The organism is Desulfosporosinus sp. HMP52 (assembly GCF_000765145.1).
Taxonomy (GTDB): domain Bacteria; phylum Bacillota; class Desulfitobacteriia; order Desulfitobacteriales; family Desulfitobacteriaceae; genus Desulfosporosinus.
The window spans coordinates 1-23989 of sequence record NZ_JMGA01000012.1 but is presented as its reverse complement, the minus strand read 5'-3'; the positions used below and the strand labels follow the sequence as shown (position 1 = coordinate 23989).

Sequence of the window (23989 nt, the reverse complement as noted above, 5' to 3'; positions counted from 1 at the left end):
GTGGAAATAGACCTTAGAATGGCATAGAAAAGATCTCGGCACTAAGGCTAAGATCTTTTTTAACAATCGATTATAAGTATCTGAGAATAATTGAATAACCATAATAAGAGCTTCGAAAATACTAGAGGAGTTTAGAAAGTATGGTGTAAAGAAGTGCTGCCAGGAGTGATGTGGTCGGAATAGTTACCAGCCAAGCCACAAGCATTTGTTGGGCTACGCCCCAGCGTACGGCTGAAACTCGCTTGGCACTTCCAACTCCCATGATTGATCCCGAAACCACATGAGTAGTGGAGACCGGAAGATGCAGACCCGGGAAAGCCGTTGCTGTCCAGATAACAAGCGAAGAAGTCAAATCCGCTGCAAACCCATTAATAGGTTCCAGCTTAAATATTTTTCCTCCCATGGTCCGGATGATTTTCCATCCACCGGCAGCAGTTCCGGCGGCCATTGCAAAAGCACAAGCAAATTTTACCCACAGGGGAGGAGCCAAGACTTCTTGGGATTGCAGTCCTGCCGCAATAAGAGCCATGGTGATAATCCCCATGGATTTCTGAGCATCATTGGAACCATGGTTAAAGGCTAACAATCCTGCAGAAACAATCTGCATCTTTTTAAAGCCGTGATTTAACTTCGATGGTGAGAAATTACCAAAAATATAGGCGAGTATTTTCATGATAATAAAGCCGAGTCCCATTCCAATGATCGGAGAACAAATTAAGGCAGCTAGTATCTTGCCGATACCGTGCCACTGCAAAACACTAAACCCAACTTTAGCTACAGCAGCACCTGCCATACCACCAATCAGGGCATGAGATGAGCTGCTGGGAATTCCGAAATACCAAGTAAGCAGATTCCAGGCAATTGCACTAAGCAAAGCAGCAATCACAACTTCTTGAGTCACAAACTTGGGAGACACAATGTCCTTAGCAATAGTCTGGGCAACTCCCGTACTATAGAGAGCTCCGATAAGATTAAGAATTGCGGCCAGCATTACAGCCCGTTTTGGAGACAATGCTCTGGTTGAAACACTGGTGGCAATGGCATTGGCAGTATCATGAAAACCATTAATGTAGTCAAAGGCTAAGGCTAGGAACACTACGATAACTAACATAACCCCAAGACTAGTCATATTTCAAGACCACACTTTTGAGAAGATCCGCAATGGATTCGCAGTGATCCAGAGTCGCTTCAATATGTTCCAGGATTTCTTTCCATTTAATAATCTCAATGGGGTCTTTTTCATACTCGAATAATCTAGCTACCTCTTCACGATAAAGCTTGTCCCCGGCACTTTCCAAGTGATAAATTTCTTCAGCTGCAGCTAGGATATTGGACTTTTTGGAATGTAAATTGCCTAAATAGGAAAAGGCTTGTTGAATCTGTTCTGCAGCCAGCTCAACTAAGTGAACAAGTTCTTGAGCCCCCAGTGACGGCTTACCTGTGCGATAAAGGAGCATGCGTTCTACGGTACCTTCAGCAAAATCCACAATATCATCTAGGACTTGGGCCAGTTCATAGATGTCTTCACGATCTAAGGGTGTGATAAATGTACAGTTGAGACGCTCTAAAATTTGGGTTGTAACGTTGTCTGCTTCGTTTTCAAAGCGATGCATTTGAGCAGCATCTTCTGAAGAAACACACTCTTGCTGCATAATCCCATAAAGTCTCTTAAGAGATTTAGTAATGATTTCTGTACTTTGGGAAAAGAGTTCAAAGAACTTATCTTCTTTTGGTGACAACTTAAACATAATTAACCCCCAGCATAAGAATAGTCAAAACACAGGAAACCTAAGCAACCTCAAAGTTCGAATCCATTACTGTTCAACCTAACCAGTGCTTGTCTGCATACAGTATTCATATCCCACGGAGTATTATATCAAATAAAAAAATATTTGTGTTAAGTTTATGTTAAATTTTTAACATTGTTTTAATAATTGTATTAATTTACCTCAATAAACAAGAAAATCCACCCTGGGTATAAGGCCATTAAAATAGCAACAATAATTACTTCTGATGAGTCATTTCCTAAATCTGTTTTAAATCATCAATTAATGCTTGGCGGGCATCAGCCAACATGTAAATCGAACCGGTTACACAAAGCATATCCTTTTCTTCCAGACGCCCCAAGGCAAAAACCACTGCTTCTTTAGGGTCTTCAATGCAGGTCACCGGTCTGCCGAATTGTTCCGCTAAACTCCCTAAGGCCTTCCAGTCTCCTGCCCGAGGAGAGTTAGGCCGGGTGACAATAATTTCATCCGCCATAGGAACCAGCATTTTAACAACCTTTTCCCGCTCCTTGTCCGCCAGCATCCCCAAACAAAGAACAAGACGGTTGCGGGCATAAATGGGGAGGGCCTGGGCTAAGGCTTGAGCACCATCCACATTATGGGCTCCATCCAGGAGGACTTTAGGATTTAAGGACAAGAGCTCTAAGCGCCCGATCCATTCCACTTCACGTAAACCGGCATAAACCGCTTCCCTGGGAATGCTTACCAAGTATTCGCTCTGCAATACTTCACAGACTGTCACAGCTGTCGCTGCATTACGGAGTTGATGGGAGCCCATGAGCCTTAAGCGTAACTTGGAATAAATAGAATGTAAGCCAATGAGGTCGAATTCCTGCTCTAACTCACCGCTCCATTTGCTTTCCCAGCGAACATCTTCCCCTACTACCCAGATAGGCACCCCCATGGCCTTGGCTTGATCCCGTAAAACTTGAAGCACATCCGGGTCTGCAGAGGCTGTAACCACTACCGAGTTAGGCTTGATAATCCCAGCTTTGACTTTGGCAATTGCTACCACATCCGACCCTAAATAATCCATATGATCCATGCCTACATTGGTAATAACGGAGACCAGAGGGGTAACCACATTGGTAGAATCGATTGCCCCTCCCAAGCCCACTTCTATCATGGCATAGTCTACATTTTTCTCAGCGAAATAGAGCAGGGCTAAAGCTGTACTCACTTCAAATTCTGTGGGGTGCTCAAAGCCTTCGGCAACCATGTCTTCTAAATGGGGACGCACACGACTGATCATCTGAATGACATCTTCTTTGGAAATCATCAGGCCGTTAATTACCATACGCTCCCGATAATCATGCATATGGGGGGAAGTAAAAACTCCAACTTTATACCCTGCTTCCCGCAAAATCCGGGCAATCATTACGGTGGTCGAACCTTTGCCGTTAGTACCGCCTATATGGACTACCCGCAAAGTGCTTTCCGGATTTCCGATTCGTCTCAGCAGTTCTTGGATTCTTCCCAGCCCAAAATTAATACCGAAGGTCGTTAGGTTAGCCAGATACTGTAAGTTCTCTTGATATTCCCGGTCAAGATTGTATTCAGACATTAGCAGCGCTCCCCTCCAAATAGTGACGATTAAACCATGATGGTTTATCCCTTCAGGGTTACCTTCCATTCTTTAAGCGAATGCTGTACAGCGAGCCTTCAGGTACGAAGGCCTCTGGCAAGGACAGTGAAGGGCAATGATCTCCGATCCGAAAGCGGAGTGCCGGACTCTGCCTCACCTATAATTCCGTTGACCTAACCTAACTTAAACAAAGGCGTTGTCTTTAGCCTTGCTTTAATTCTTTGATTCGTTCTTCTAAGGTAACTTTACGAACTAAAAGAGCTTCCAGACGCTCACGTTCTTTAGCAACTACCGGGGCAGGGGCTTTATTAGTGAATCCCGGGTTATTGAGTTTGGTTTCTAAGACCTGCTGTTCCTGTATGGCCAGGGAAATTTCCTTTTCTAAGCGGGCAATTTCTTTCCCTAAATCCATCATCCCTTTTAGAGGGAGATAGATTTCCACTCCACCCAAAACAGCGCTGGCGGATTGTGAGGGCTTCTCCGGCAGAGATTCAAACAGCTCAACACTGGCTCCTCCGGCTAATTTCAAAATGTCTGCCTTGCCATTTTCCAGTACGGCCCGCTGGTTCTTGTCTGCAGCCAGCATGATAATCTCAACCTTCTGCCCGGGGGCTACTTTCATTTCTGCTCGAATGTTGCGAATGGCTTTAATCGCTTCCATGAGCAGGGTCATGTTCCCTTCGGCTACGGTATCTTGATAGGCGGGAATTTCCGGCCAAGGCTGAGTCATGATACTTTTTCCTGCCACGGGGAAGTTCTGCCAAATTTCTTCCGTTAAAAATGGCATGAAGGGATGCAAGAGGCGTAGAGTTCCTTCGAGAACCTCCAGCAATACGGATTGAGCAGTGTGCCGGGCCAAGACGTCTTCTTTATTATAGAGCCGGGGTTTGGTGAGCTCGATATACCAATCGCAGAATTCATTCCAGATGAATTCATAGAGCAATCGTCCTGCTTCACCCAGGTCAAAGTTTTCCAGGGCTTTGGTGACGTTCTCTACAGTGGAGGCATAACGGGTCAAAATCCAACGGTCAGCTAAAGCCAGCTCGCCTCGGGGCCCCTCTTGATAGTCTTCTAGGTTTAAGAGCACATAGCGTGAGGCATTCCAAATTTTATTAGAGAAGTTTCTGGTGGCTTCCAGCCGTTCAGGATGAAAACGCAGGTCATTCCCCGGTGTGTTCCCGGTGATTAGCATAAAGCGCAGAGTATCTGCTCCATACTGTTCGATAACCTCAATGGGATCTACGCCATTGCCTAAGGATTTACTCATCTTACGTCCCTGAGCATCCAAAACCAGTCCATGAATCATGACTTTAGGGAATGGTACTTCCTTCATGAATTCCATAGCCATAAAGATCATCCGGGCCACCCAAAAGAAGATGATATCTCGTCCCGTAACCAGCACGGAGGTAGGATAGAATTTCTCCAGCTCCGGTGTTTTTTCCGGCCAACCCAAAGTGGAGAAAGGCCAAAGCCCGGAGGAAAACCAGGTATCTAAAACGTCGGGATCTTGTCTTAGATTCTCAGATCCACAGGTCGGACAACCGGAGGGATCCTCTTTCGCACAGATCTCCGCTCCACACTTTTCGCAATACCAAACCGGAATCCGGTGTCCCCACCATAACTGCCGAGAAATACACCAATCCCGGATGTTCTCCATCCAGCCCAGATAAATTTTATCAAAGCGCTCGGGTACAAATTCTAAGCGGCCGTCCCTAACAACCTCAATTGCCGGTTTAGCCAAAGGCTCCATTTTAACAAACCATTGTTTACTGACCAGAGGTTCGATGATCGTAGTACAGCGATAGCACTCTCCTACGGCATGGGCATGGGGATCGATCTTAACCAAAACCCCAGAATCCTTGAGGTCGGCGACCACCGCTTTACGGGCTTCAAAACGATCCATCCCTTGATACTTGCCGGCAAATTCGTTCATCTTAGCATCTTTATCCATGACAATTATCTGAGGCAGATTATGGCGAAGTCCCATTTCAAAGTCATTGGGATCATGGGCAGGGGTAATTTTCACCGCCCCGGTTCCGAACTCCTGATCCACATAGTCGTCGGCGATAATCGGGATCTCCCGATCCATAAGAGGTAAGATCAAAGTCTTGCCGATTAAATGCCGATACCGCTCATCCTCGGGATGCACTGCCACAGCTGTATCCCCTAGCATAGTCTCCGGCCGAGTGGTGGCCACCACCAGGGCCTCATCACTATCTTTTACCGGGTAGCGTAAATGATACAAATTCCCATCTCGATCGTTATGTTCAACTTCAATATCCGAAATCGTCGTATGACATTTTGGACACCAATTAACAATGTAATTCCCTCTATAAATCAGGCCCTTGCTATAGAGATCCACAAAAGCTTCTCGAACCGCCTTTGAGCACCCTTCATCCATGGTGAACCGCTCACGTTCCCAGTCACAAGAAGATCCTAATCTCCGGAGCTGCTGGGTTATCCGCCCCCCATACTGGGCCTTCCAATCCCAAACCCGCTCTAAGAACTTCTCTCGTCCCAACTCATGCCGGCTTGTTCCTTCCTTCGCTAACTGCCCCTCAACCTTGGCCTGAGTCGCAATTCCGGCATGATCCGTTCCCGGAACCCAAAGAGTATTAAACCCCTGCATCCGCTTAAAACGAGTCAAAATATCCTGAATCGTACTATCCATGGCATGCCCCAAATGCAGGGCCCCGGTAACATTCGGAGGAGGCATCACAATACTAAACATGGGCTTCTCCATGTTCACCTCTTCATGAAAAAAGCCATTCTCCTCCCAATACTGATACCATTTACTTTCAACCGAGCTGGAATCATAAGCCGTAGCCATTTCTACCTTAGCAGCTTTATTATTCTCATCCATATATACACGAACTCCTTTCGTTCTTATATCAATTTTCTGGTTTGCACTGTTATGTAAGCTTTTCCTTACTTTCAGTCTCTACTATAGTCTAACCTAGGATAATGTTGAACAACCGTGAAAAGGAACTCAAGCTAAGCTTAAGTCCTCATCCTGATTGAGGATAACATCATACATGCAAAACCCGCAGAAAACTTCTTACATGCGCCTTTGCGTCAAAGACGCAAACAGCCCCCCGACAACTACGTCTCCCGTCCCCCGTCGACCCCTAAGCCTAGAGGAAGTTTCTTAGCTTAGGGAACACTTTAGTGGAATCGCGTCAATGAGCGCAGGCGATAAGGCGTGAAGAAACGCAACTTGCCCCACTTCAAATACTATCCTAACTAAACTAAACCTGCAAAAAACTCTTTCATGCGCCTTTGCGTCAAAGACGCAAACAGCCCCCACGACAACAACGTCTCCCATCCCCCGTCGACCCCTAAGCCTAGAGGAAGTTTCTTAGCTTAGGGAGCACTTTAGTGGAATCGCGTCAATGAGCGCAGGCGATAAGGCGTGAAGAAACGCAACGGTTCACATGCAGAAAGCCCAGAGGTTTTGCGTTTTAGCCTTAGCGACAAGGGAATAGCTATGAATCACGTAAGTCTCAGTGACGATAGTGTCCGGTGGACACTATCGCCGAAGGCGCATGCTCCATAGAGTACTCACCGCCTGAGGATGACTTACGCCGGAGGCGCAGCACCATTGACGAATACTTTCGCGCCGAAGGATGTCGCGACCACGATAGTGTCCGGTGGACACTATCGCCGGAGGCGCGTACCAAAAACGAACACTCATCGCCGTAGGATGCTAACAAACTTTCCTCCACCAAAAAAAGCCCTTCCCCCATCAAAGGACGAAAAGCTTCCGTGGTACCACCTTTATTCTGAGAATAAATCTCAGCTCTTGGCATCGCTAACGGGTTTTTCCGTCAGAAAGTACTTTATTCCCCTCTGCCCCTCCTGTGCGACCTTAGTGTATTCCCGAAAAGACCTTCCAGCTCCGGTCTTTCTCTCTGTACGGCAATTGTCACTATTCCTCACATTCTCTGGGTTTATCTTCATATTTACTATTAATCTATTATACTCAGCATCATAAATATTGTCAAAATCAGTCCCTATTTTCTAATCTTCCCAAGAATACGCCAGTTTAACACCGGTTACCTTGGCGGTCCATTCATCTAAAGCAACGAGATCATTAGGACCAAGCTCAGACAAAGAGGTCTTCCCCAGAGCTCGTACTCCCTCTTCCATTTCCAGGGTCATTGATTTCAGGACATTAGCCACACTTTTGCTGGCCAAAGGGATATCTAAACGTTGCTTATAGGGAGAATCGTACCAAATTAACTGAGTTAACGGTTCCCAGGGAAGAACTTTTTGAATTTGGTTGTGAACTAATCCAAAAAGCGGGACAGTTCCTAAATAGATTGCGTCCGCTCCTAAGGCAATGGCTTTCAGGCATTCCCCGGGAGTTGCGTATCCACCCGAAACCACTAAGCTTACGTCCTTGCGGGCTCCTTGTTCTCGCAAAAAGCGTTCTGCCCGAACTAAAGCCAGCAGACTTGGAATTCCTAAATCATCACAAATCATGGGAGACCCTCCCGAGGCTCCCCCTTGGGAACCGTCAAGGACAATCACATCAAAATCTGCTTCCAAACATACCGCCAAATCCCGCTCCAAGGCCCCGGTAGCCATAATCTTAATGGCAATAGGTTTTCCCGCTGCTTCTTTACGCAAATCCCCAACATACTTCGACCAGTCCCAGGGGGTTGAGATCCCGGGAATAACGGCAGAAGTAATCACTGATTCTACCGGGGATATACCCATTAATTTTTGAGCTTTTCCTTTCACAGCACTGGGTTCTTTAGCATAATAGCCCATCCTAGCCCCCTGTCCCATCTGAACTTCCAACATATCTGCAGCGGAAATTGCCTGGGGGTTGCGCCCCCAGGTACTGCGGCTTATTTGCCAAATGAATTTTCCCGCTTCGTCACGTTCCTCCTGTAAAAAAGGGCCTTCACCGGAATTTGCAGCGGTACCCACTTGCTTGGCAGCCCTGGCTAAGGCAAGTTTAGCTTGTTCACTAAGACCTAAACCAAAGCTCATCCCAGAGATCATCAGTGGTATTTCAATCTGCAAAGGCTTCTCAGCTTTAGCTCCCAAGGTTACCTTCATGTCCACGGGAATCGTTCCCTCTTTTGGCAGGCGCGCCATCTGAGCGGCGACAAACATTAGGGTATCGTAATGAGGTAACGGTTTTGGCGATCCCAGGGGCCTTTGAATAATCTTGCCTTCTTCGGCTCGCAAACTGATTTCCAAGATGTTTTGAACTGTTGTACGTCGAACAGCACTCCAGAGTTCCATTAGATTCTCCGGATATTTGTCTCTTAGCAGCCTTTCTAAGGTCAAGCCAAAAAATCGTTGCACAATCGTTCTAAAGCAACGTTTTCCAACGAAATAAAAAAGGCCAAGAAATATCCCTAAAGCAATCAGAGTTCCTGTGACTGAAAGTACAACAATGAGCAGAGCGGTCTGTAACAACAAAGGTCAATCCTCCATTATTAAATCTCACAATCTAAACTTAGCTATAACAAGTTTAGTCTGTACGGGTCAGTTAATAATATTCCCGAAAGTGGGTCTGAGAATTGTAATGTTACCTCATTTTTCCCATTTATGGAATCTAGTTACCATTTGTAAGAAAAAGGATTTTCTCTTTTTTAGCGAATTATATCAAGTAATCATTTTTCAAAGGCTCTGGTAACCCAAGTAAGTCGAAATCAAAAACTTTTTGAAAAATTTGCTGCAAAAATATTTCTTTTAAAAATGAGGAGGAACAACATTTAATGAGAAAGACCAAAAAAGCCTTAGCAACTTTAGCCATCGCAGGTATGACCCTAAGCATGCTTCCCTTCAATGCACTTGCTTCCGGTATGCCCCAACGTTTAGCAGGAATAACCGCAGCAGATACAGCGGTTAAAATTGCTGAACAAACCGGCTGGACAGGCTCAGCTATTTTAGCCTCATCCGCCTCTTATGGGATGGTTGATGCGCTGACTTCTGGCCCTCTCGCCTCCTTCCTGGAAGCTCCGATTCTTCTCCAAGAAGCCGGATCTGAACTTAATGAAGCTACTAAAGCTGAACTGGAAAAACTTGAAGTTAAAACTGTCTATGTCACTAGCGGAACTGCAGTAATCAGTCAAGCTGTCTTAGATCAACTTGAGGAAATGGATATAACTGTTGTTCCCCTGGGTGGCAATGATCGCTTCGAAACTTCAGTTAATATTGCTAGTAAAATGGTTGAACTGGGAGCCTCGATCAATAAGGTTGCCGTTGCTTACGGCTGGTCGAATCAGGATGCCCTTTCTATCGCTTCCATCGCTGCGGCTCAAACTCAGCCAATTCTCTTAACGGAAGTTAATTCAATTCCTGAAAGCGTTGAAGATTTTCTCTCTGAAAATGAGAGCATTATTGCAACAGATGTTATTGGTGGAACTGCTGTAATCAGTGAAGATGTTAAAACTAAGCTGCCTGACGCCACCCGTCATTCCGGAGTCACTGCCTATGACACTAATGTGGAAGTGCTCAAAGCTTTTGACGATGTTTTGGAATATGATAAGGTTTTCTTAGCTAACGGTGAAACTGCCATTGATGCTTTAGCTGGCGCTCCCTTGGCTGCTCAATTTAAGGCCGGTATTGTTCTGACTGACGGGGATGCTAATGAAGGCACGGAATATATCATTGATAAAATGTCTGATGCCAGCATAGTAACTGCCCTAGGCGGTACTGCGGTTATTGCGGACAGTGTTCTGAGTGACATTGCTGATGCTCGTGAGGCAGCAGCGGCCAGAGCTGCAGTCATTAACAAAGTTGACAGCATTGTTCAAGACGCGGATGCTTCCGGCATAACTAAACAGGATTTAATTGATGCTGGTGTGATTGCCGCTGATGTTCTGGAAGATAATCTGGCAGATTATCAAGCTGCAATTTCAGCAGCAGCAGACTCAGCCCTTGACAGCACCGAAAAAATTCAAGAAATGGTTGCTGCCATCAACGCTGCTAAAGAGGCTGCAGAGGCTAAAGCCGCGGCCATCGCAAAAATTGAGGGTGTTGCCCAAGATGCATCCGCTGCCGCGATCAGCCTGCAAGACCTGATTGATGCCGGCGTCACCTCTGAAGATGCTATCGAAGATAACTTAGAGGCTTATCAGGCTGCTATCTCCGCAGCCGCAGACGCTGAGCTGGACAGCACTGAAAAAATTCAGCAAATGGTTACTACTGTGAATGCTGCTGAAGCCGCTAAGGTTGTAGCCGCAGCCATTTCCAAAATCGAAGATATTGAGCAAAATGAATCCGCTGCCGCGATCAGCCTGGAAGATCTGATTGCTGCCGGGGTCATCTCTGAGGATGTTATCGAAGCTAACTTAGAGGCTTATCAGACTGCTATCTCCGAAGCAGCAAACGCTGAGCTGGACAGCACTGAAAAAATTCAACTAATGGTTAGTACTGTGAATGCAGCTCAAGTCGTTGAAGAGACAGAAGAAGTAGTTCCAACTGAAACAGTAACCGAAACTGCTACCGAAACACAAGGATAATTTTATAAAAAGAAATCCAAAACTAGAAGGGGGTATCGCATACTACTTTTAAAGTAGCAGCGATACCCCCTTTGCCTTTTTACTCTTTATTGGTTCATCTTAAATACTTCTCCGGCACCTTCGCCTTTATGAAATAGAATCAACTTATAACTAATAACTACTGATTTGATCAAGATTTGGGCCTAACTCAATTACACGCCAACTGCGGGTTCTTTTGGATCCGCAGTTATTTTTTTAAAAATAAATGGAGGCCGATACTCTATGAACTCTGTTCGTTTTTCAACGGCCCCTTATATCTTTATCTTAGGCTTGCCCCCATTTTTTATGGAATACTATTTCAGACATTGCCTTACGAGGGCGAGGACGCCGTTCCTCGGCTGCATAGCCCAATGGAGTCATGGCTACAACCCGGACATCATCCGGGATACCCAAAGCTGCGCGAACTTTTTCTTCTGAAAAGAGTCCTTGCCAACAGGTTCCTAAACCTTGTTCCGTCGCCGCCAGAATCAGATGCTCCATGGCAAGTCCTGCATCAAGCATCATATTATCCTTGCCTTCCCAAACCTCTGATTCTTTAGGGACTGCACAAAGTACCACAATAAGCGGCGCCGACATTAAGGCTTTGCGTCCGGGATTACTTTCTCCCATACTTTCCGCCATGGCCTCCCGCCCTACTGCTTCATCGATTACGATAAAGCGCCAACACTGCATATTCTTCCAAGAGGGTGCAAGCCGGGCGCATTCCAGCACATATTCCAGTTTCTCCTTCTCAACAGGTTTCTCCAAATAAGTTCTTAGACTGCGACGGGTTTGAGCTAATTCCAAGAAATTCATTGTGTCGTCCTCCTCTTATTTTGATATACCTAACAAACTCAAGCCTATTTATTTACTTTTTCAGATTACCTAAGCCCAAATAAAAATCTAACTTTGTTGATATTCTCAGTCCATACATCAAAGTCCTTCTTTAATTATAATTTTCCAAAAACTTTATTTACTACTCAGATCCTTACTCCCACCAAGGCTTTCCTTTTTCTTCCCCTCTGTTCCGTACAACTACATCATTTGTCTCTGCCTTTGGCCCAGTGTTCTTTGTCCAATAATTAGTCCAATTATTATTCTTAGTCGTATTTGTATTTGAATTTGAAATTATATCTATAGATTCATTTATATTTCGGCTCTCACACTCTATAGCAGGTTCTCTATCCCAGGGCCACTCTACATCCGAATCAGAGGTTGTTCGGGGTGACTCCGGCAACTCGCCATCTGTACCTTCGAGCCATTTTGGCCCGGAAGTTTTAACCCTCGGAACATATTCCTCTTCTCTATCCCAGTTATTGTCGCTATCTCTATCATAGTTATTATCTCTATCGTAGCTATTATCCCTATCGTAGCTATTATCTCTATCGTAACTATACCTATTGTAGTTATTCCTACCATAATTATTATCTCCTGCATCTTTGCCATACCCACCATATGATAGAGCGTAACCCGGGTCCTCTCTCCGCTCATTCCATACACTGGCAGCCTTTCCCCTATTCCCCGCTCCAAAAGCTCCTGCCACTAGACCAATCAAAGTTCCTTCGGCTAAAACCTGAATAAAACCCATGACTCTAATTGGCAAAAACAAGGCTAAAAGGAGGGTTCCTACTGCCACATAGCCTGCTCCGGTCACTCCCCCCAAGAACCATAGTTTACTTTCTTTTGCCGTACGATAACCACCTATTAGGCAACTCGCCAGGAGCCCAATATCTATGAGTTGGGAAATACTTAATCCTTGTAGACCCATGGAACTCCAGGCTATGCCTGCAAAAAGAGTCAAAACCGTTATAAGCAAGGCTGTTGTAATTCCTCTTAAGACATATGAACCCACTTTTAATCCCCCTTTTTGGTTTTGATGCTGATTTAGTCAGTGTTTTAAATCTCCTCTACATAAATACGTTCGTCTTGTCCAATACATTCCGGAATTCAGCCAATATTACCCATTATCATGTTTCTTACCCCCCGAATATATTGTGCTAATGAATCACATAAGGGAGGAATCCTCAATGGATTATGCACGATATATCGTTAATGCCGGGGACACCATCTACAAGATTGCTAAATCCTATAATGTGGAAATGTCAGAAATCATTCAGCTTAACCATTTGAAGCATCCCGATCGAATCTATGCCGGTCAAGTTCTCCTGCTGCCCTTCCCCGAAAGCTCTGAACCACCCTCTAGGCCTGAACCGGTACAAATTCCCGAACCTACTTTTACATACGCAATGTGGTTATATGAGGCCTATGCAGGAAAGGATTCAGAATTAACGGCCATTACTACCTACCTCTATCAAGCAGTACTTCTAGATCGACCGGAATTTGACGCCTTGCTGCGACCTATTGCCTATGACGAAATGCAGCACCTTGAGAAATTGGCCCTGGCCCTACGCCATCTGGGTGTCGATCCCAAGTATGGGGCCTTGAGTAATGGTCATTGGGTGGATTGGAGATCCCGTTTTGTTAATTACACCACGGATCTATGTCAACTCCTTGACTCTAACATTGAGGATGAAGCCAGAGACCATCGCGAATATCTGGAACTGGCGGCTAAAATTCCTATTCCGGAAATTCAATGCATTTTAACCGAAATGGCGGCTGACGAAGAACGCCACTACCATTTATTCTGTCAGGCTAAGCAACAATATTGCTCGGAATTCTGTCCACCACCGCCTCCCTGCTCTCCACCTCCTCTTTATACTCCAATTGAGGAATCGGAGCCCGAACCGGTAATTTGTTTACCGGGACCTCACGACGGAGGGAGAGGTTAGCAAATATTTCTTTTCAGTTGGAATTAGATCCGTTATACTATAAATATCGTAAACCAGTGCCACACCAAGCTTTCTGTTTTAATTTCTGGGTTAATCAGAAAAGGTCGTTGCGTATCTTACGCAACGACCTTTTTCATATCTATATTTATATATACCCACATCATAGGCTGGGCTGCAGCCAATTTTTTAATATTTTTGTACTAATTACCAAGTTCTTTTTCGAATTTAGAAAGGAAGTAATCAATTTGCTTAATAAAAGTTATTGGGCAGATCTATCTCTGCTCTTAGTTACTTTCGTTTGGGGATCAACCTTTGTCATTGTTAAATGGGCCATTGTAGATCTCCCGCCTTTTCCTTTTCTGGCGGTTCGCTTTGCCATCGCCTTTGTGAGTTTATTACCATTCCTCTGGTTCCAGAAAAAACATCTGAACTGGGATACTTTACTCAGAGGGGCAGCAATCGGGACCTTCCTTTTCTCGGGCTATGCTTGGCAAACCGTGGGATTGCAATATACGACCTCATCAAACGCGGGTTTTATTACCGGCCTCTCTGTCGTATTTGTTCCGACTTTAGTAGCTATTACCACCCGGAAGCTACCCAGTCGCAGTCTCGTACTTGGGGTTCTCTTCGCTTTAATCGGCCTGGCTCTGCTTTCCCTAAGTAGTAGTTTTCAACTCAACAATGGAGATCTGATGATTCTGGTTTGTGCTATTAGCTTCGCTTTACATATTTACTTTGTTGGGCGTTATGCTCCTTCAACTAATGCTACAGTATTAGCTAGTATCCAGATCCTTACGGTAAGTGTCTTAAGCGGTATTTCCTCTTTTATTTTTCCCCAACCATCCATTAACTTTAGTTCAACGGCTTGGATAGGCTTGTTGGTAACTGCTATCCCTGCCACTTCGATTGCCTTTTTTGTGCAATCAAAAATGCAGCAATTTACCAGTTCTACTCATACAGCCCTTATTTTTTCCATGGAACCTGTCTTTGCCGCAATCTCAGCCTATTTTCTGGCCGGCGAGTTTTTAACACCCAGAGGATTTCTTGGCGCAGGCTTGGTCTTAGCAGGTATGCTGGTGGTGGAGTTTAGTGGATCGAAAAACGAACAACTGTCCAAATAAAAGTTAAGTAAAAGGCCCCGCCTATCAAGAGAGTAGTAGGAAGAATCTCTCCTCTGCGCCGCAGAGATATAAAGGGAATTACGGCTGCACCTAAGGCCAGCAGGGCACTCCACAAGGCTAAAGGATCCAGCTTCCAGGGTGTTAAGGCAATTCCGATTGCCGGAATCACGGAGCTTTGAAAGACCATTGCTCCGGTCAAATTCCCCATGGCCAGAGTATCCTTTCCTTTACGAACCCAAAGCACACTATTGAACTTCTCCGGCAGCTCCGTGGCAATAGGCGTGATAATTAAAGAAAGCACAAATACCGGAACCCCAATTGCCACCGCAATCGGTTGTACAGCATTAACAAAACGATCCGCTCCAAAAACTATGGCTACTAAAGCCAGGGTGATTTGTACCAAAATCATGCCTGTTGAGGGAAAATTAGAGTTCCTCTCCATATAAAGGGGCGCTAATTCCTCATGCTGGCAATCATCCTTGCAATCCCGGATTGTTTGGTATACATAAACACCATAAGCTGCAACCAAGCAAACTGCCGTAGCATTTTTAAGGTTTTGGGTGGGTAAAAAGGACGCTACAATGGCCAGAAAATAGACAATCAGAAAAAACTGCAGATCATGATTGACAACTTTGGGATCCAAGCGCAAAGGCAGGTTCCGACGGCGAAACACCAGGGCGGAAACACCGGTAATGAAGAAAGCTACCGTCGCCAGCATAAAGGGGGCACCCAGAATAGCTCCTATGCCAATTTCTGCTCCTTCGGGACCTACACCTCCTAAAATAGCCATAATGGGCACCATGGTTTCAGGTAAGGCAGTTCCGACAGCTGCAAAGATACTTCCCACGGCACCTGCTCCCAGCCTTAGTCTTTTTCCCAGCCACTCTATCCCATTAGTAAAGGCTTCTGCTCCAATCAAGATGATTCCCAGACTTATTATCAACATCCCTATATCTCTCAACCATTACCCTCCCTTCTTCTTACTAAAAACTCCTGAGGGTCTTCCAATAATCAGCTTTTTGCAATTCTCGCTCTATAACTATACGAGGGCGAGAATTCTTTTATGATAAAACGAGCTCAATCTTTAAGGTTGAGGCTGTTTTGTAAATGGTTTACTTTAGAGGTATAATGACTGGCAGTGAGTTCAAATTCTTGACTCTACAGGAGGGATAAGTTTGAATACTCGGTGGAAGGGCCTATTAGAAGTCGTTGAGGTTTTGGCGGTTGCTCTTATTCTATCCTTGGTGATCAGAACGTTTATTTTAGATAATAGGATTGTGCCTTCAGGCTCCATGCTACCAACTATTCAACTCCAGGATCGATTGCTTGTCGATAAACTTGTCTTTAAATTTAGTACGATAGAGCGTAAGGACATAGTAGTGTTTCATCCTACTCCCAGTTCCGGCGAAAAAGATGATCTTGTCAAAAGGGTTATTGGATTGCCCGGTGAGAAAATCGAAATAAAAAATGGGCAAGTTCTCGTCAATGAGACAGCCCTTGAGGAGAATTACCTTCTGGATAAGCCTGATTACCAATACGGGCCGGTTACTGTTCCAGCCGACTCTTATTTTGTTCTCGGGGATAATCGGCCCGCCAGCAATGATGGCCACAGGTGGGGATTTTTGCCTAAGGAAAACATAACGGGGAAGGTTTGGGTTCGGTATTGGCCGCTTAGTAGCTTTGGGAAGTTAGATAGGTAAAAAAGGGCCGATGATGGAGTTTAAGCAAAAACTAAGAGGGTGTTGCTGGCTACTTTGCAGTAGCTTTGCAACACCCTCTTGGTTTATAGGGCACTCGGGTCGCTGGGGTCACTGACTATACTTCTTAAATAAGCTAATCTATTAAAAACAACTAGAAAACCGCATTTTGCGGTTTTTTCTAGTTGATCGAGTTTGCGATCTTGAGGATTTCCGTTTCATTTATTTTACCCGTTATTTGTAGCAAAAGACCCCTTGTTTGCCAGTTTAAAGTACTTATACTATTTTTACTTAAATATAAGATAGCAGGGCTACCGTTAACGGTTAGATCCTTTACAACAGTATCATCTGTGTCATATACAGAACCACGCGAAGTTCCGCTTGCACAATTCTGCTGGCTAAAAACGATTACTATATCGTTATAACTATATTCAATAGTAACCTCATTAACATCTGTTCCCAGAGAAGTAAGTACAACCCGGCTAGTTTTAGCTTCAGGAGGGAGATAGCTAGGAATAGCTAACTTAAATGGAACCTCAGCTTGGGCTTGATTTAGAGAAACTTCTTTTTCAATATTTGAACCTAAATTCTGTATCTTTGGTATTTCTGGATCTTTGCTCTGTTTGTAAGTTTCAGTTTGGTTTTTCGTTGTTTTTCCAACGATATAGGCAAAAAACTCACCAATCTTCCCCCCTAAAGCATTTGCGTTATGTGGGTATAGGAAGTTTATTGAACCGATTGAAATGAGGATTGTTGCGGCTACAACAATTCTTTTTCTCTTTGAGAAAGGTTTTTCTGTTGTTGGGATACTTTCCGTTTCTAATATTTGTTGCTTTATCTTCTTCCACTGATCATCTATATTTGGAACCTCAATAGCGGCATCTAACTCTTTGGATACATGACTTTTTATTATTCGCTCAAGTTCTTTTTCTGATAAGGCCATTGAAGCTCCACCTCCTTATTCTGATTTATTTCTTGATTTATTAGTTTTCTAAATGCTTCCTTTGCCCTATGTAATCTTACTTTGGTATTTGATAGGTTAATGCCTAATAAGTCGGATATTTGTTGCAAGGTTAGGTCTGCATAATACTTTAGGACTAAGATCTCATTATCTTTATGCTGTAATCTATCTAAGGCATTGCTAATATCCTGTTTGAGATTAATATTATCTTCTTCACTATATGAAATTGACTCTATATGAAAATCTGTAATTGAAGTAATTTTTTTATTGTTTTTATTCTTTAACATTTTTTTTGCTTCATTTAGTGCAATAGAAGTAACCCATGAATCAAATTTATCTTTAGAGTTTAATTGATTTAATTTTTTATAAGCTATTACGAACGCCTGTTGAACCGCATCTTCGGTTATATATTTATCTTTAGTGTAGAAATATATGGTTTTGAACACTCTCTCATAATTTTGCTTTACAAGAATTTCAAAGACATCTAAGCCAATTTTAGAAAACGACAACTTATCTCCCCCTTACAAGGGTAATTCAAGGGAAAACAAATATAATCCTTTCAAAATAAAAAAAAAATTACAAATCATGTAACCTTTTACCATGTATAAAGTCTCTATAAAGTGTAGGAACAAATTTTATTAAGGAGGGTTGAGTAATATATATCTTAAAACCATCGAATAATCAATACCAAACATGGTACTCTGATAGCGCACATAATTACTTTTAAAGAATATACGTACTTTGATACTTATACAAATCAATGGCAATTTAGGCAAATTAATACACTAGGGATTCATTAGAATTGAACAAGTAGTATAATAAAAAAGAAGCGTTTTCCTATAAGATCGTTTCTTTTTATTTGTTTGGAAAATATCTTTTAATAAAGGAGGCATTCTAATGAAGAAACTTAAAATCATAGAACGGCTTTCTTTTTACATAATTATAGCATCAATATGGGTTAAACCCCAATTAGATGCTTATTGTTCGGCTAATGGCGAATCGTTCACTAATTATTGGATCAATGTAGCTAACTTTACAATGATTGCTGGATCAATTATTCTTATTGTTTGCTTACTTTATGAAATAATTAATAAAAAACATGATTAGATTGTTTTTTTGGCGTAATGGCCATAGGCTCAAGCAAAAACACTTTACCCAAGCATTTGATAAGGAAGAACCGTCCCCCTGTCTACAAAAGGGTCGTCGCGTAACTCCTAAAATAGTTACACGACGACCCTTCTGCTTGCAAGGAACTATAGTAATTTGATTAAGAAATCACTCTGATCAGGCCTTCTCCGTCCCCTCCAGATCTAAGCCGAGGATCTCCTCAATAGCCTCATTTAATTCCTTTTTCCCAACCCCTGTTTGTGCGGAAAAGGGTAGAATCAGGGAAACATCCGGAATCTCCAAAGCATTGGCAATAACCTTCAAATGCTTCGGCAACTGCCCCCTTGAGATTTTATCCACTTTAGTTGCCACAACCATTGTGGGAACCTCCATTGTACGCAGCCACTGCTGCATTTCAACATCCTCGACACTGGGGGCGTGTCGGATGTCGACAATTTGAATGACTGCCCGCAAGGGCTCCCGCTTTTTGAGGTAATTCTCCATCATTGGGCCCCATTGAGCATTTACCGTCTTGGCCACCTTGGCATAGCCATAGCCCGGCAAATCAACTAAAAACCAGGCATCGTTGACCCGATAAAAATTCAAGGTTTGGGTTTTTCCCGGGGTATTTCCAGTTCGAGCCAGATTGCGCCGGCCCAAAAAACTGTTGATCAAAGATGACTTGCCAACATTTGACCGTCCCGCCATGGCTATCTCCGGCAATCCATCCACTGGATATTGCTCATATTTTACAGCAGAAGCTACATACTCTGCTTTTTTAACGACGATCAAGGTATCCTCTTCCTTTCGGGATATATGTATTAATGTGGTTGGGCTATAAGGAGCGCGGAGGTTCTCCTCTCACGCTCCTTGGCAACAAGGTAAAGCATCCAATTTATCAATTCCGAGAATCCCACTTTTTTAAATGGACTTTCCTTATTTCTTAAAATGCCTGCTGGGCCTTTTTAACAGGTAGTTGGTCGTTCTTCTCGGATTGGTTGGGTGTCCGGTATTCCGCTTTGGCCGTATGAATGTACCGGGACATTTTCCTGGACTTTATCAGAATGGGCTAGGGGTAAAAGCGCCAGTTTCAGGACTTCCTCGATTCTGCTTACGAAGTGAAACTCAAGGATTTTTCGCACGTTTTCTGGAATTTCTTCAAGGTCTTTACGATTTTCCTCGGGAAGAACAACGACTTTAATACCCGCTCGATGGGCTGCTAAAACTTTTTCCTTGACACCACCGATTGGCAGGACGTTGCCCCGCAAGGTAATCTCACCTGTCATGGCCAGATCATGACGTACATAGCGTTTAGCGATTGCGGAAGCCATTGCTGTGGCCATGGTAATTCCGGCTGAAGGACCGTCTTTAGGTGTGGCACCTTCCGGAACGTGGATGTGCAGATCTGTTCTATCATAAAAGTCTTCTTCAATTCCCAGCTGAGTAGCATAGGTACGGACGAAGGTCCAAGCAGCTTGAGCCGATTCCTTCATCACATCCCCTAATTGTCCGGTAATGGTTAACCTGCCCTTTCCAGGTAGTGGTGTCACTTCTACGGTTAACACTACGCCACCTACCTCTGTGAAGGCCAGGCCGGTTACGGCACCGATTTCCGGAGATTTTCCCGCTACTTGGAAATGATAACGGGGTGCACCCAGGGTGGATTCTAAATCTTCAACCGTCAAAGTATGGGGTTCCCATTCCTTCTTCACCCAGCGAACAGCTATCTTCCGACAAAGGTTTGCTACCTGTCGCTCGAGACCCCGCACTCCGGATTCTCTGGTATACCCTTGAAGTAGTTTGAGTAGGACATCATCTTCCAAGGTAAATACATCTTTGCTAAGTCCATGAGCTTCCAGTTGTTTAGGCACTAAATATCGACTGGCAATATTTAGTTTCTCATCTTCTGTATACCCGCTGATGTTGATTATTTCCATTCTGTCCAGGAGTGGACGAGGAATGGTATGCAGAGTATTAGCTGTTAAAACAAACAGGGTTTGGGATAAGTCAAAGGGTACTTCAAGATAGTGATCCGTAAAGGTACTGTTTTGTTCCGGATCTAGGACTTCTAAGAGGGCTGAAGCCGGGTCACCACGAAAATCCGAGGACATTTTGTCAATCTCATCAAGCAGAAAAACAGGGTTTCGTGTTCCCGCAGTGCGTACTCCTTGAATAATTCGTCCCGGCAAAGCCCCGATATAAGTACGACGATGCCCACGAATCTCAGCTTCATCACGCAATCCACCTAGGGACATACGCACAAACTTGCGATTCAGGGATCTGGAAATTGATTTGGCCAAGGAGGTTTTCCCTACCCCGGGAGGTCCGACCAAGCAAAGAATGGGGCTTTTCATTTTTGGAGTTAATTTGCGGATAGCCAAAAACTCCAGAATTCTTTCTTTTACTTTTTCCAGACCAAAATGGTCTTGATTTAAAATCTCTTCAGAACGATTTAAATCTATTTTATCCCTAGAGGATTTTGTCCAAGGGAGAACTAAAAGCCAATCCAGGTAGGTACGTACAACAGTACCCTCTGCTGACGATGGAGGCATCTTTTCCAGTCGCTCAATTTCTTTAAGAGCTTTTTCTTCGACTTCTTTAGGGCACTTAGCTTTGGCGATCTTTTCCCGGTATTCGTCTGCCTCGGCCTGACGTTCATCCTTATCCCCAAGTTCTTTTTGGATGGCTTTTATTTGTTCTCTCAGATAGTATTCTTTCTGGGCCTTATCCATTTGCTTGCGCACTCTTTGCCCAATACGTCGTTCCAATTCTAGAAGCTCAATCTCCCGCATGATGAGTTCCGTTAGGCGCTCTAAGCGAAGTTCTACAGACATAGCTTCCAAGATGGTTTGTTTATCCGGAACTTTTAAATTCAGGTGAGAAGCCACAATATCTGCTAAACGCCCCGGTTCTTCAACTGCTAGTACTGTCCCTATGGTTTCTAAAGGAACCCGTTTCCCTAGTTTGGCATATTCCTCAAATTGATGAGTCATTCCTCGAACTAAGGTTTCTAATTCCGGAGTCATGGATCTTTTTGCTTCGGCTAACTCCTCAACACTAACTCTGAAATACTCTTCCTCTTCGAGGTATTCAATAATTCGGCCCCGCGAAATCCCTTCAACAAGAACCCGCATGGTGCCTCCCGGAAGTTTTAAAAGTTGCTTAATTTCGGCTATTGTCCCCATCTCATACAGATCATCGGGATTTGGGGAATCAATCTCGGTCTCTTTCTGGGACGTCAAGAGTATTATGCGATCATCAAGCATGGCTTTTTCAATTGCCGCCATAGACCGCTCCCTGCCTACGTCCAGATGAATAACCATATACGGGAAAACAAGAATCCCACGCAACGGGAGTAATGGTAATTCACGTTCATTTGTCAACGAATATCCCCCCATTTTTGAAAAAATCTTGTGAAAAAAAGACACACTACAGCTAGTGTGCCAAACTTATCTTGAACTATTCTAACATGTTTTCCCCTGTTCAGGCAAATTAGCAACAATATTTGTTACTGCTTTGTTGACCGAGGCAAAATCTAAACGGCTTAAAACCTCTTCTATGGGAGGCCGTGTCTCGACTTTCTCCAACTTGATTTCCGGGATGAAGGCACGTTCAAAAACTTCAGATAGCTCTTCAACGGCAATTATTTCTATCTCATCTTTTAGCTCCGAAAAGCGCTCTTGCCAATTTTCTTTAGGTATTAAAACTTTTTTACACCCTGCCTGCTTCGCCGCTTCAATCTTGGCGGTGACTCCACCAATTGGGTTAACTCGTCCGCGAATTGAAAGTTCCCCTGTCATGGCCAGATAATTGTCAACCTTTTGCTGACGTATCGCGGAAACAATGGCAGTTGCGATAGCAATCCCTGCCGAAGGACCATCTACCGGGCCGCCGCCGGGAAAGTTAACATGGATATCGAAGTCTTTTGGCTCTAAGGCCATTTGCCTTCTCAAGACTGTCAAGACATTCTCTACAGAACTTCTAGCCATGCTCTTGCGCCGAATTTTCTTGCCTGAGTCTCCTTGTTCTTCTTCCTCAACGATCCCCGTGACCAACAGTGCTCCCTTACCCGGATTGACAGGAAGGGCGGTAACTTCTAACTCCAGGAGTCTGCCCATATTAGGGCCATACACTGCCAGGCCATTTACCAAGCCAATACTGGGCTCCTTGGGCACCTTCTTATCCGGGCGGGGTGTATACTGCCCGGTTTCCACAACCCACTCTACAGTTTTCACGTTGATCTCAGGAAGGCCCTCAGTCAAAGCTACGCCCGCGGCGAGTTGAACCATATTGACGGTTTCCCGACCGTTGCTGGCAAATTGTTTAACCACATTAACAGCTTCCGGAGTGATGGGAATTTCCATCTTTGCTGCAGCAACCCGAGCAATTTCGGCAATTTCATCAGGCAGTAAGCCTCGAAAGTAGACCTCCATACACCTGGAGCGGATGGCCGGTGGAATTTGTTCCGGACTGCGAGTCGTTGCTCCCACAAGTCTAAAGTCGGCGGGCAAGCCGTTCTGAAATATATCGTGGATGTGTTGAGGAATATTAGAATCTTCAGTGCTATAGTAGGCACTTTCTAGAGTTACTTTCCGATCTTCCAAGACTTTTAAGAGCTTATTAATTTGAATTGGATGGAGCTCGCCAATTTCATCAATAAATAAAATTCCCCCATGTGCTTTAGTGACTGCCCCCTGCTTGGGCTGAGGAATTCCGGCCATGCCCATTGCCCCGGCCCCTTGATAGATAGGATCATGGACTGAGCCTATTAGAGGATCTGCAATTCCCCTTTCATCAAAACGAGCTGTGGCACCATCGATTTCCGTAAAATGAGCGTTGGCCTTAAATGGAGATAGAGGATTGATTTTAGCCTCTTCCAAGATCAAGCGAGCAGCGGCAGTTTTCCCAACTCCCGGCGCTCCATATATCAATACATGCTGTGGATTTGGACCGCATAGTGCAGCCCGCAGGGCTTTGATTCCCTCTTTTTGGCCTATAATTTCTTCAAAGTGTACCGGTCGTGTTTTTTCTGACAAAGGAGTGGTTAAGGCGATTTTACGCATCGTTTGAAGTTTTTCCAGCTCTTTTCGTGATTCTCGCTCTACGGAGACTTTATTTCCTTGCTGAGACTTGAGCATTCCCCAAAAATAGAGCCCAATCACAACCGCGAATACTAACTGTACTACCATAACTATTCCGCTGAGTCCATTCATGTACAAATTTCCCTCCTAGCAATCTCTCTTTTTAGTATTGCCACAAAATAGGGAAAAAACCCTATGAATGGATTTTTGCTTAAAATAGGGTCGTTGGGGTCAGGCGGCTTCGTCCACATCCGCAAACTCAGCATTCCGAGTCTCGCCTACTCGCTTGGGCGGGAGCTCCGCCAAACCTCCGGGTAATACCTGATGTGAACCTGTGGCTCGCTTCCCGCCCAAGC

The 23989-nt window shown here is 44.3% G+C and carries 18 protein-coding genes and 1 other annotated feature; of the genes, 5 read left to right on the top strand and 13 right to left on the bottom strand.

All coding sequences use genetic code 11. The features are described from left to right. Window positions 1-121: 121 nt before the first annotated feature. The 5 genes from DP73_RS04420 to DP73_RS04400 form a co-directional block, all read right to left on the bottom strand. Window positions 122-1129, bottom strand: coding sequence for an inorganic phosphate transporter (locus DP73_RS04420; RefSeq protein ID WP_034597783.1), 1008 nt, complete (start codon window positions 1127-1129; stop codon window positions 122-124). Continuing rightward, window positions 1122-1748 (bottom strand): DUF47 family protein, encoded by a 627-nt coding sequence (locus DP73_RS04415; RefSeq protein WP_034597782.1) that lies wholly within the window; start codon window positions 1746-1748, stop codon window positions 1122-1124. Before DP73_RS04415 ends, DP73_RS04420 begins: the two co-directional genes overlap by 8 nt. 277 nt (window positions 1749-2025) lie before the next feature. Beyond that, complete coding sequence (locus DP73_RS04410) at window positions 2026-3351, bottom strand: folylpolyglutamate synthase/dihydrofolate synthase family protein (protein WP_052090395.1); 1326 nt, start codon at window positions 3349-3351, stop codon at window positions 2026-2028. A 223-nt stretch (window positions 3352-3574) separates the two neighbouring features. Further along, window positions 3575-6235, bottom strand: coding sequence for a valine--tRNA ligase (locus DP73_RS04405; RefSeq protein WP_034597780.1), 2661 nt, complete (start codon window positions 6233-6235; stop codon window positions 3575-3577). An 882-nt stretch (window positions 6236-7117) separates the two neighbouring features. Continuing rightward, window positions 7118-7326 (bottom strand) — a binding site (T-box leader). Window positions 7327-7392: 66 nt separating this feature from the next. Next, complete coding sequence (locus tag DP73_RS04400; protein ID WP_242865700.1) at window positions 7393-8793, bottom strand: FMN-binding glutamate synthase family protein; 1401 nt, start codon at window positions 8791-8793, stop codon at window positions 7393-7395. Between the two features lie 317 nt (window positions 8794-9110). Here DP73_RS04400 and DP73_RS04395 point away from each other — a divergent pair, with 317 nt between their 5' ends. Then, a complete protein-coding gene (locus tag DP73_RS04395) occupies window positions 9111-10859 on the top strand; it encodes a cell wall-binding repeat-containing protein (RefSeq protein ID WP_034597777.1) in 1749 nt (582 codons plus the stop codon). Between the two features lie 303 nt (window positions 10860-11162). On the opposite strand, the gene DP73_RS04390 is transcribed toward DP73_RS04395, so the two are convergent. Continuing rightward, complete coding sequence (locus DP73_RS04390; protein ID WP_034597776.1) at window positions 11163-11693, bottom strand: nitroreductase family protein; 531 nt, start codon at window positions 11691-11693, stop codon at window positions 11163-11165. A 172-nt stretch (window positions 11694-11865) separates the two neighbouring features. Next, window positions 11866-12729 (bottom strand): TIGR04086 family membrane protein, encoded by an 864-nt coding sequence (locus DP73_RS04385; RefSeq protein WP_034597775.1) that lies wholly within the window; start codon window positions 12727-12729, stop codon window positions 11866-11868. Between the two features lie 175 nt (window positions 12730-12904). Here DP73_RS04385 and DP73_RS04380 point away from each other — a divergent pair, with 175 nt between their 5' ends. After that, on the top strand, window positions 12905-13666 hold the full coding sequence (locus DP73_RS04380; RefSeq protein WP_034597774.1) for a LysM peptidoglycan-binding domain-containing protein: 762 nt from the start codon (window positions 12905-12907) through the stop codon (window positions 13664-13666). Between the two features lie 245 nt (window positions 13667-13911). Beyond that, entirely contained in the window at window positions 13912-14787 is an 876-nt protein-coding gene (locus DP73_RS04375; RefSeq protein ID WP_034597771.1) for a DMT family transporter, read from the top strand. Here the strand turns inward: DP73_RS04375 and DP73_RS04370 are convergent. Further along, a complete protein-coding gene (locus DP73_RS04370) occupies window positions 14753-15748 on the bottom strand; it encodes a sodium:calcium antiporter (protein WP_034597770.1) in 996 nt (331 codons plus the stop codon). The two genes, DP73_RS04375 and DP73_RS04370, sit on opposite strands and share 35 nt — an antisense overlap. A 214-nt stretch (window positions 15749-15962) precedes the next feature. Between DP73_RS04370 and lepB the strand changes: the two genes are divergently transcribed. Continuing rightward, window positions 15963-16487 (top strand): signal peptidase I, encoded by a 525-nt coding sequence (gene lepB, locus DP73_RS04365; protein WP_034597768.1) that lies wholly within the window; start codon window positions 15963-15965, stop codon window positions 16485-16487. 178 nt (window positions 16488-16665) lie between these two features. Here lepB and DP73_RS04360 read toward each other — a convergent pair whose 3' ends face one another. Both DP73_RS04360 and DP73_RS04355 read right to left on the bottom strand, forming a co-directional pair. Next, window positions 16666-17427 carry a DUF4367 domain-containing protein gene (locus tag DP73_RS04360; protein WP_034597766.1) on the bottom strand — a complete coding sequence of 254 codons (762 nt, stop codon included), beginning with the start codon at window positions 17425-17427 and terminating at the stop codon, window positions 16666-16668. Next, window positions 17394-17954, bottom strand: a complete 561-nt coding sequence (locus DP73_RS04355) for a sigma-70 family RNA polymerase sigma factor (RefSeq protein ID WP_034597765.1) — start codon at window positions 17952-17954, stop codon at window positions 17394-17396. Before DP73_RS04355 ends, DP73_RS04360 begins: the two co-directional genes overlap by 34 nt. A 388-nt stretch (window positions 17955-18342) precedes the next feature. Here DP73_RS04355 and DP73_RS04350 point away from each other — a divergent pair, with 388 nt between their 5' ends. Next, window positions 18343-18552 carry a hypothetical protein gene (locus DP73_RS04350; protein ID WP_034597764.1) on the top strand — a complete coding sequence of 70 codons (210 nt, stop codon included), beginning with the start codon at window positions 18343-18345 and terminating at the stop codon, window positions 18550-18552. A 177-nt stretch (window positions 18553-18729) separates the two neighbouring features. Here DP73_RS04350 and yihA read toward each other — a convergent pair whose 3' ends face one another. The 3 genes from yihA to lonB form a co-directional block, all read right to left on the bottom strand. Beyond that, window positions 18730-19344, bottom strand: coding sequence for a ribosome biogenesis GTP-binding protein YihA/YsxC (gene yihA, locus DP73_RS04345; RefSeq protein WP_034597762.1), 615 nt, complete (start codon window positions 19342-19344; stop codon window positions 18730-18732). A gap of 173 nt (window positions 19345-19517) precedes the next feature. Then, entirely contained in the window at window positions 19518-21935 is a 2418-nt protein-coding gene (lon, locus tag DP73_RS04340; protein WP_034597761.1) for an endopeptidase La, read from the bottom strand. Window positions 21936-22016: 81 nt separating this feature from the next. Next, on the bottom strand, window positions 22017-23765 hold the full coding sequence (gene lonB / locus DP73_RS04335; protein WP_034597760.1) for an ATP-dependent protease LonB: 1749 nt from the start codon (window positions 23763-23765) through the stop codon (window positions 22017-22019). Between the last annotated feature and the right edge of the window lie 224 nt (window positions 23766-23989).

Bases quoted from the DNA above. Each gene is read 5' to 3' on its own strand.
- DP73_RS04360 (WP_034597766.1), bottom strand. From the start codon at position 17,427: ATGGCCTTATCAGAAAAAGAACTTGAGCGAATAATAAAAAGTCATGTA.
- DP73_RS04380 (WP_034597774.1), top strand. From the start codon at position 12,905: ATGGATTATGCACGATATATCGTTAATGCCGGGGACACCATCTACAAG.
- DP73_RS04420 (WP_034597783.1), bottom strand. From the start codon at position 1,129: ATGACTAGTCTTGGGGTTATGTTAGTTATCGTAGTGTTCCTAGCCTTA.
- DP73_RS04395 (WP_034597777.1), top strand. From the start codon at position 9,111: ATGAGAAAGACCAAAAAAGCCTTAGCAACTTTAGCCATCGCAGGTATG.
- DP73_RS04350 (WP_034597764.1), top strand. From the start codon at position 18,343: ATGAAGAAACTTAAAATCATAGAACGGCTTTCTTTTTACATAATTATA.
- DP73_RS04410 (WP_052090395.1), bottom strand. From the start codon at position 3,351: ATGTCTGAATACAATCTTGACCGGGAATATCAAGAGAACTTACAGTAT.
- lonB (WP_034597760.1), bottom strand. From the start codon at position 23,765: ATGAATGGACTCAGCGGAATAGTTATGGTAGTACAGTTAGTATTCGCG.
- DP73_RS04405 (WP_034597780.1), bottom strand. From the start codon at position 6,235: ATGGATGAGAATAATAAAGCTGCTAAGGTAGAAATGGCTACGGCTTAT.
- DP73_RS04415 (WP_034597782.1), bottom strand. From the start codon at position 1,748: ATGTTTAAGTTGTCACCAAAAGAAGATAAGTTCTTTGAACTCTTTTCC.
- DP73_RS04390 (WP_034597776.1), bottom strand. From the start codon at position 11,693: ATGAATTTCTTGGAATTAGCTCAAACCCGTCGCAGTCTAAGAACTTAT.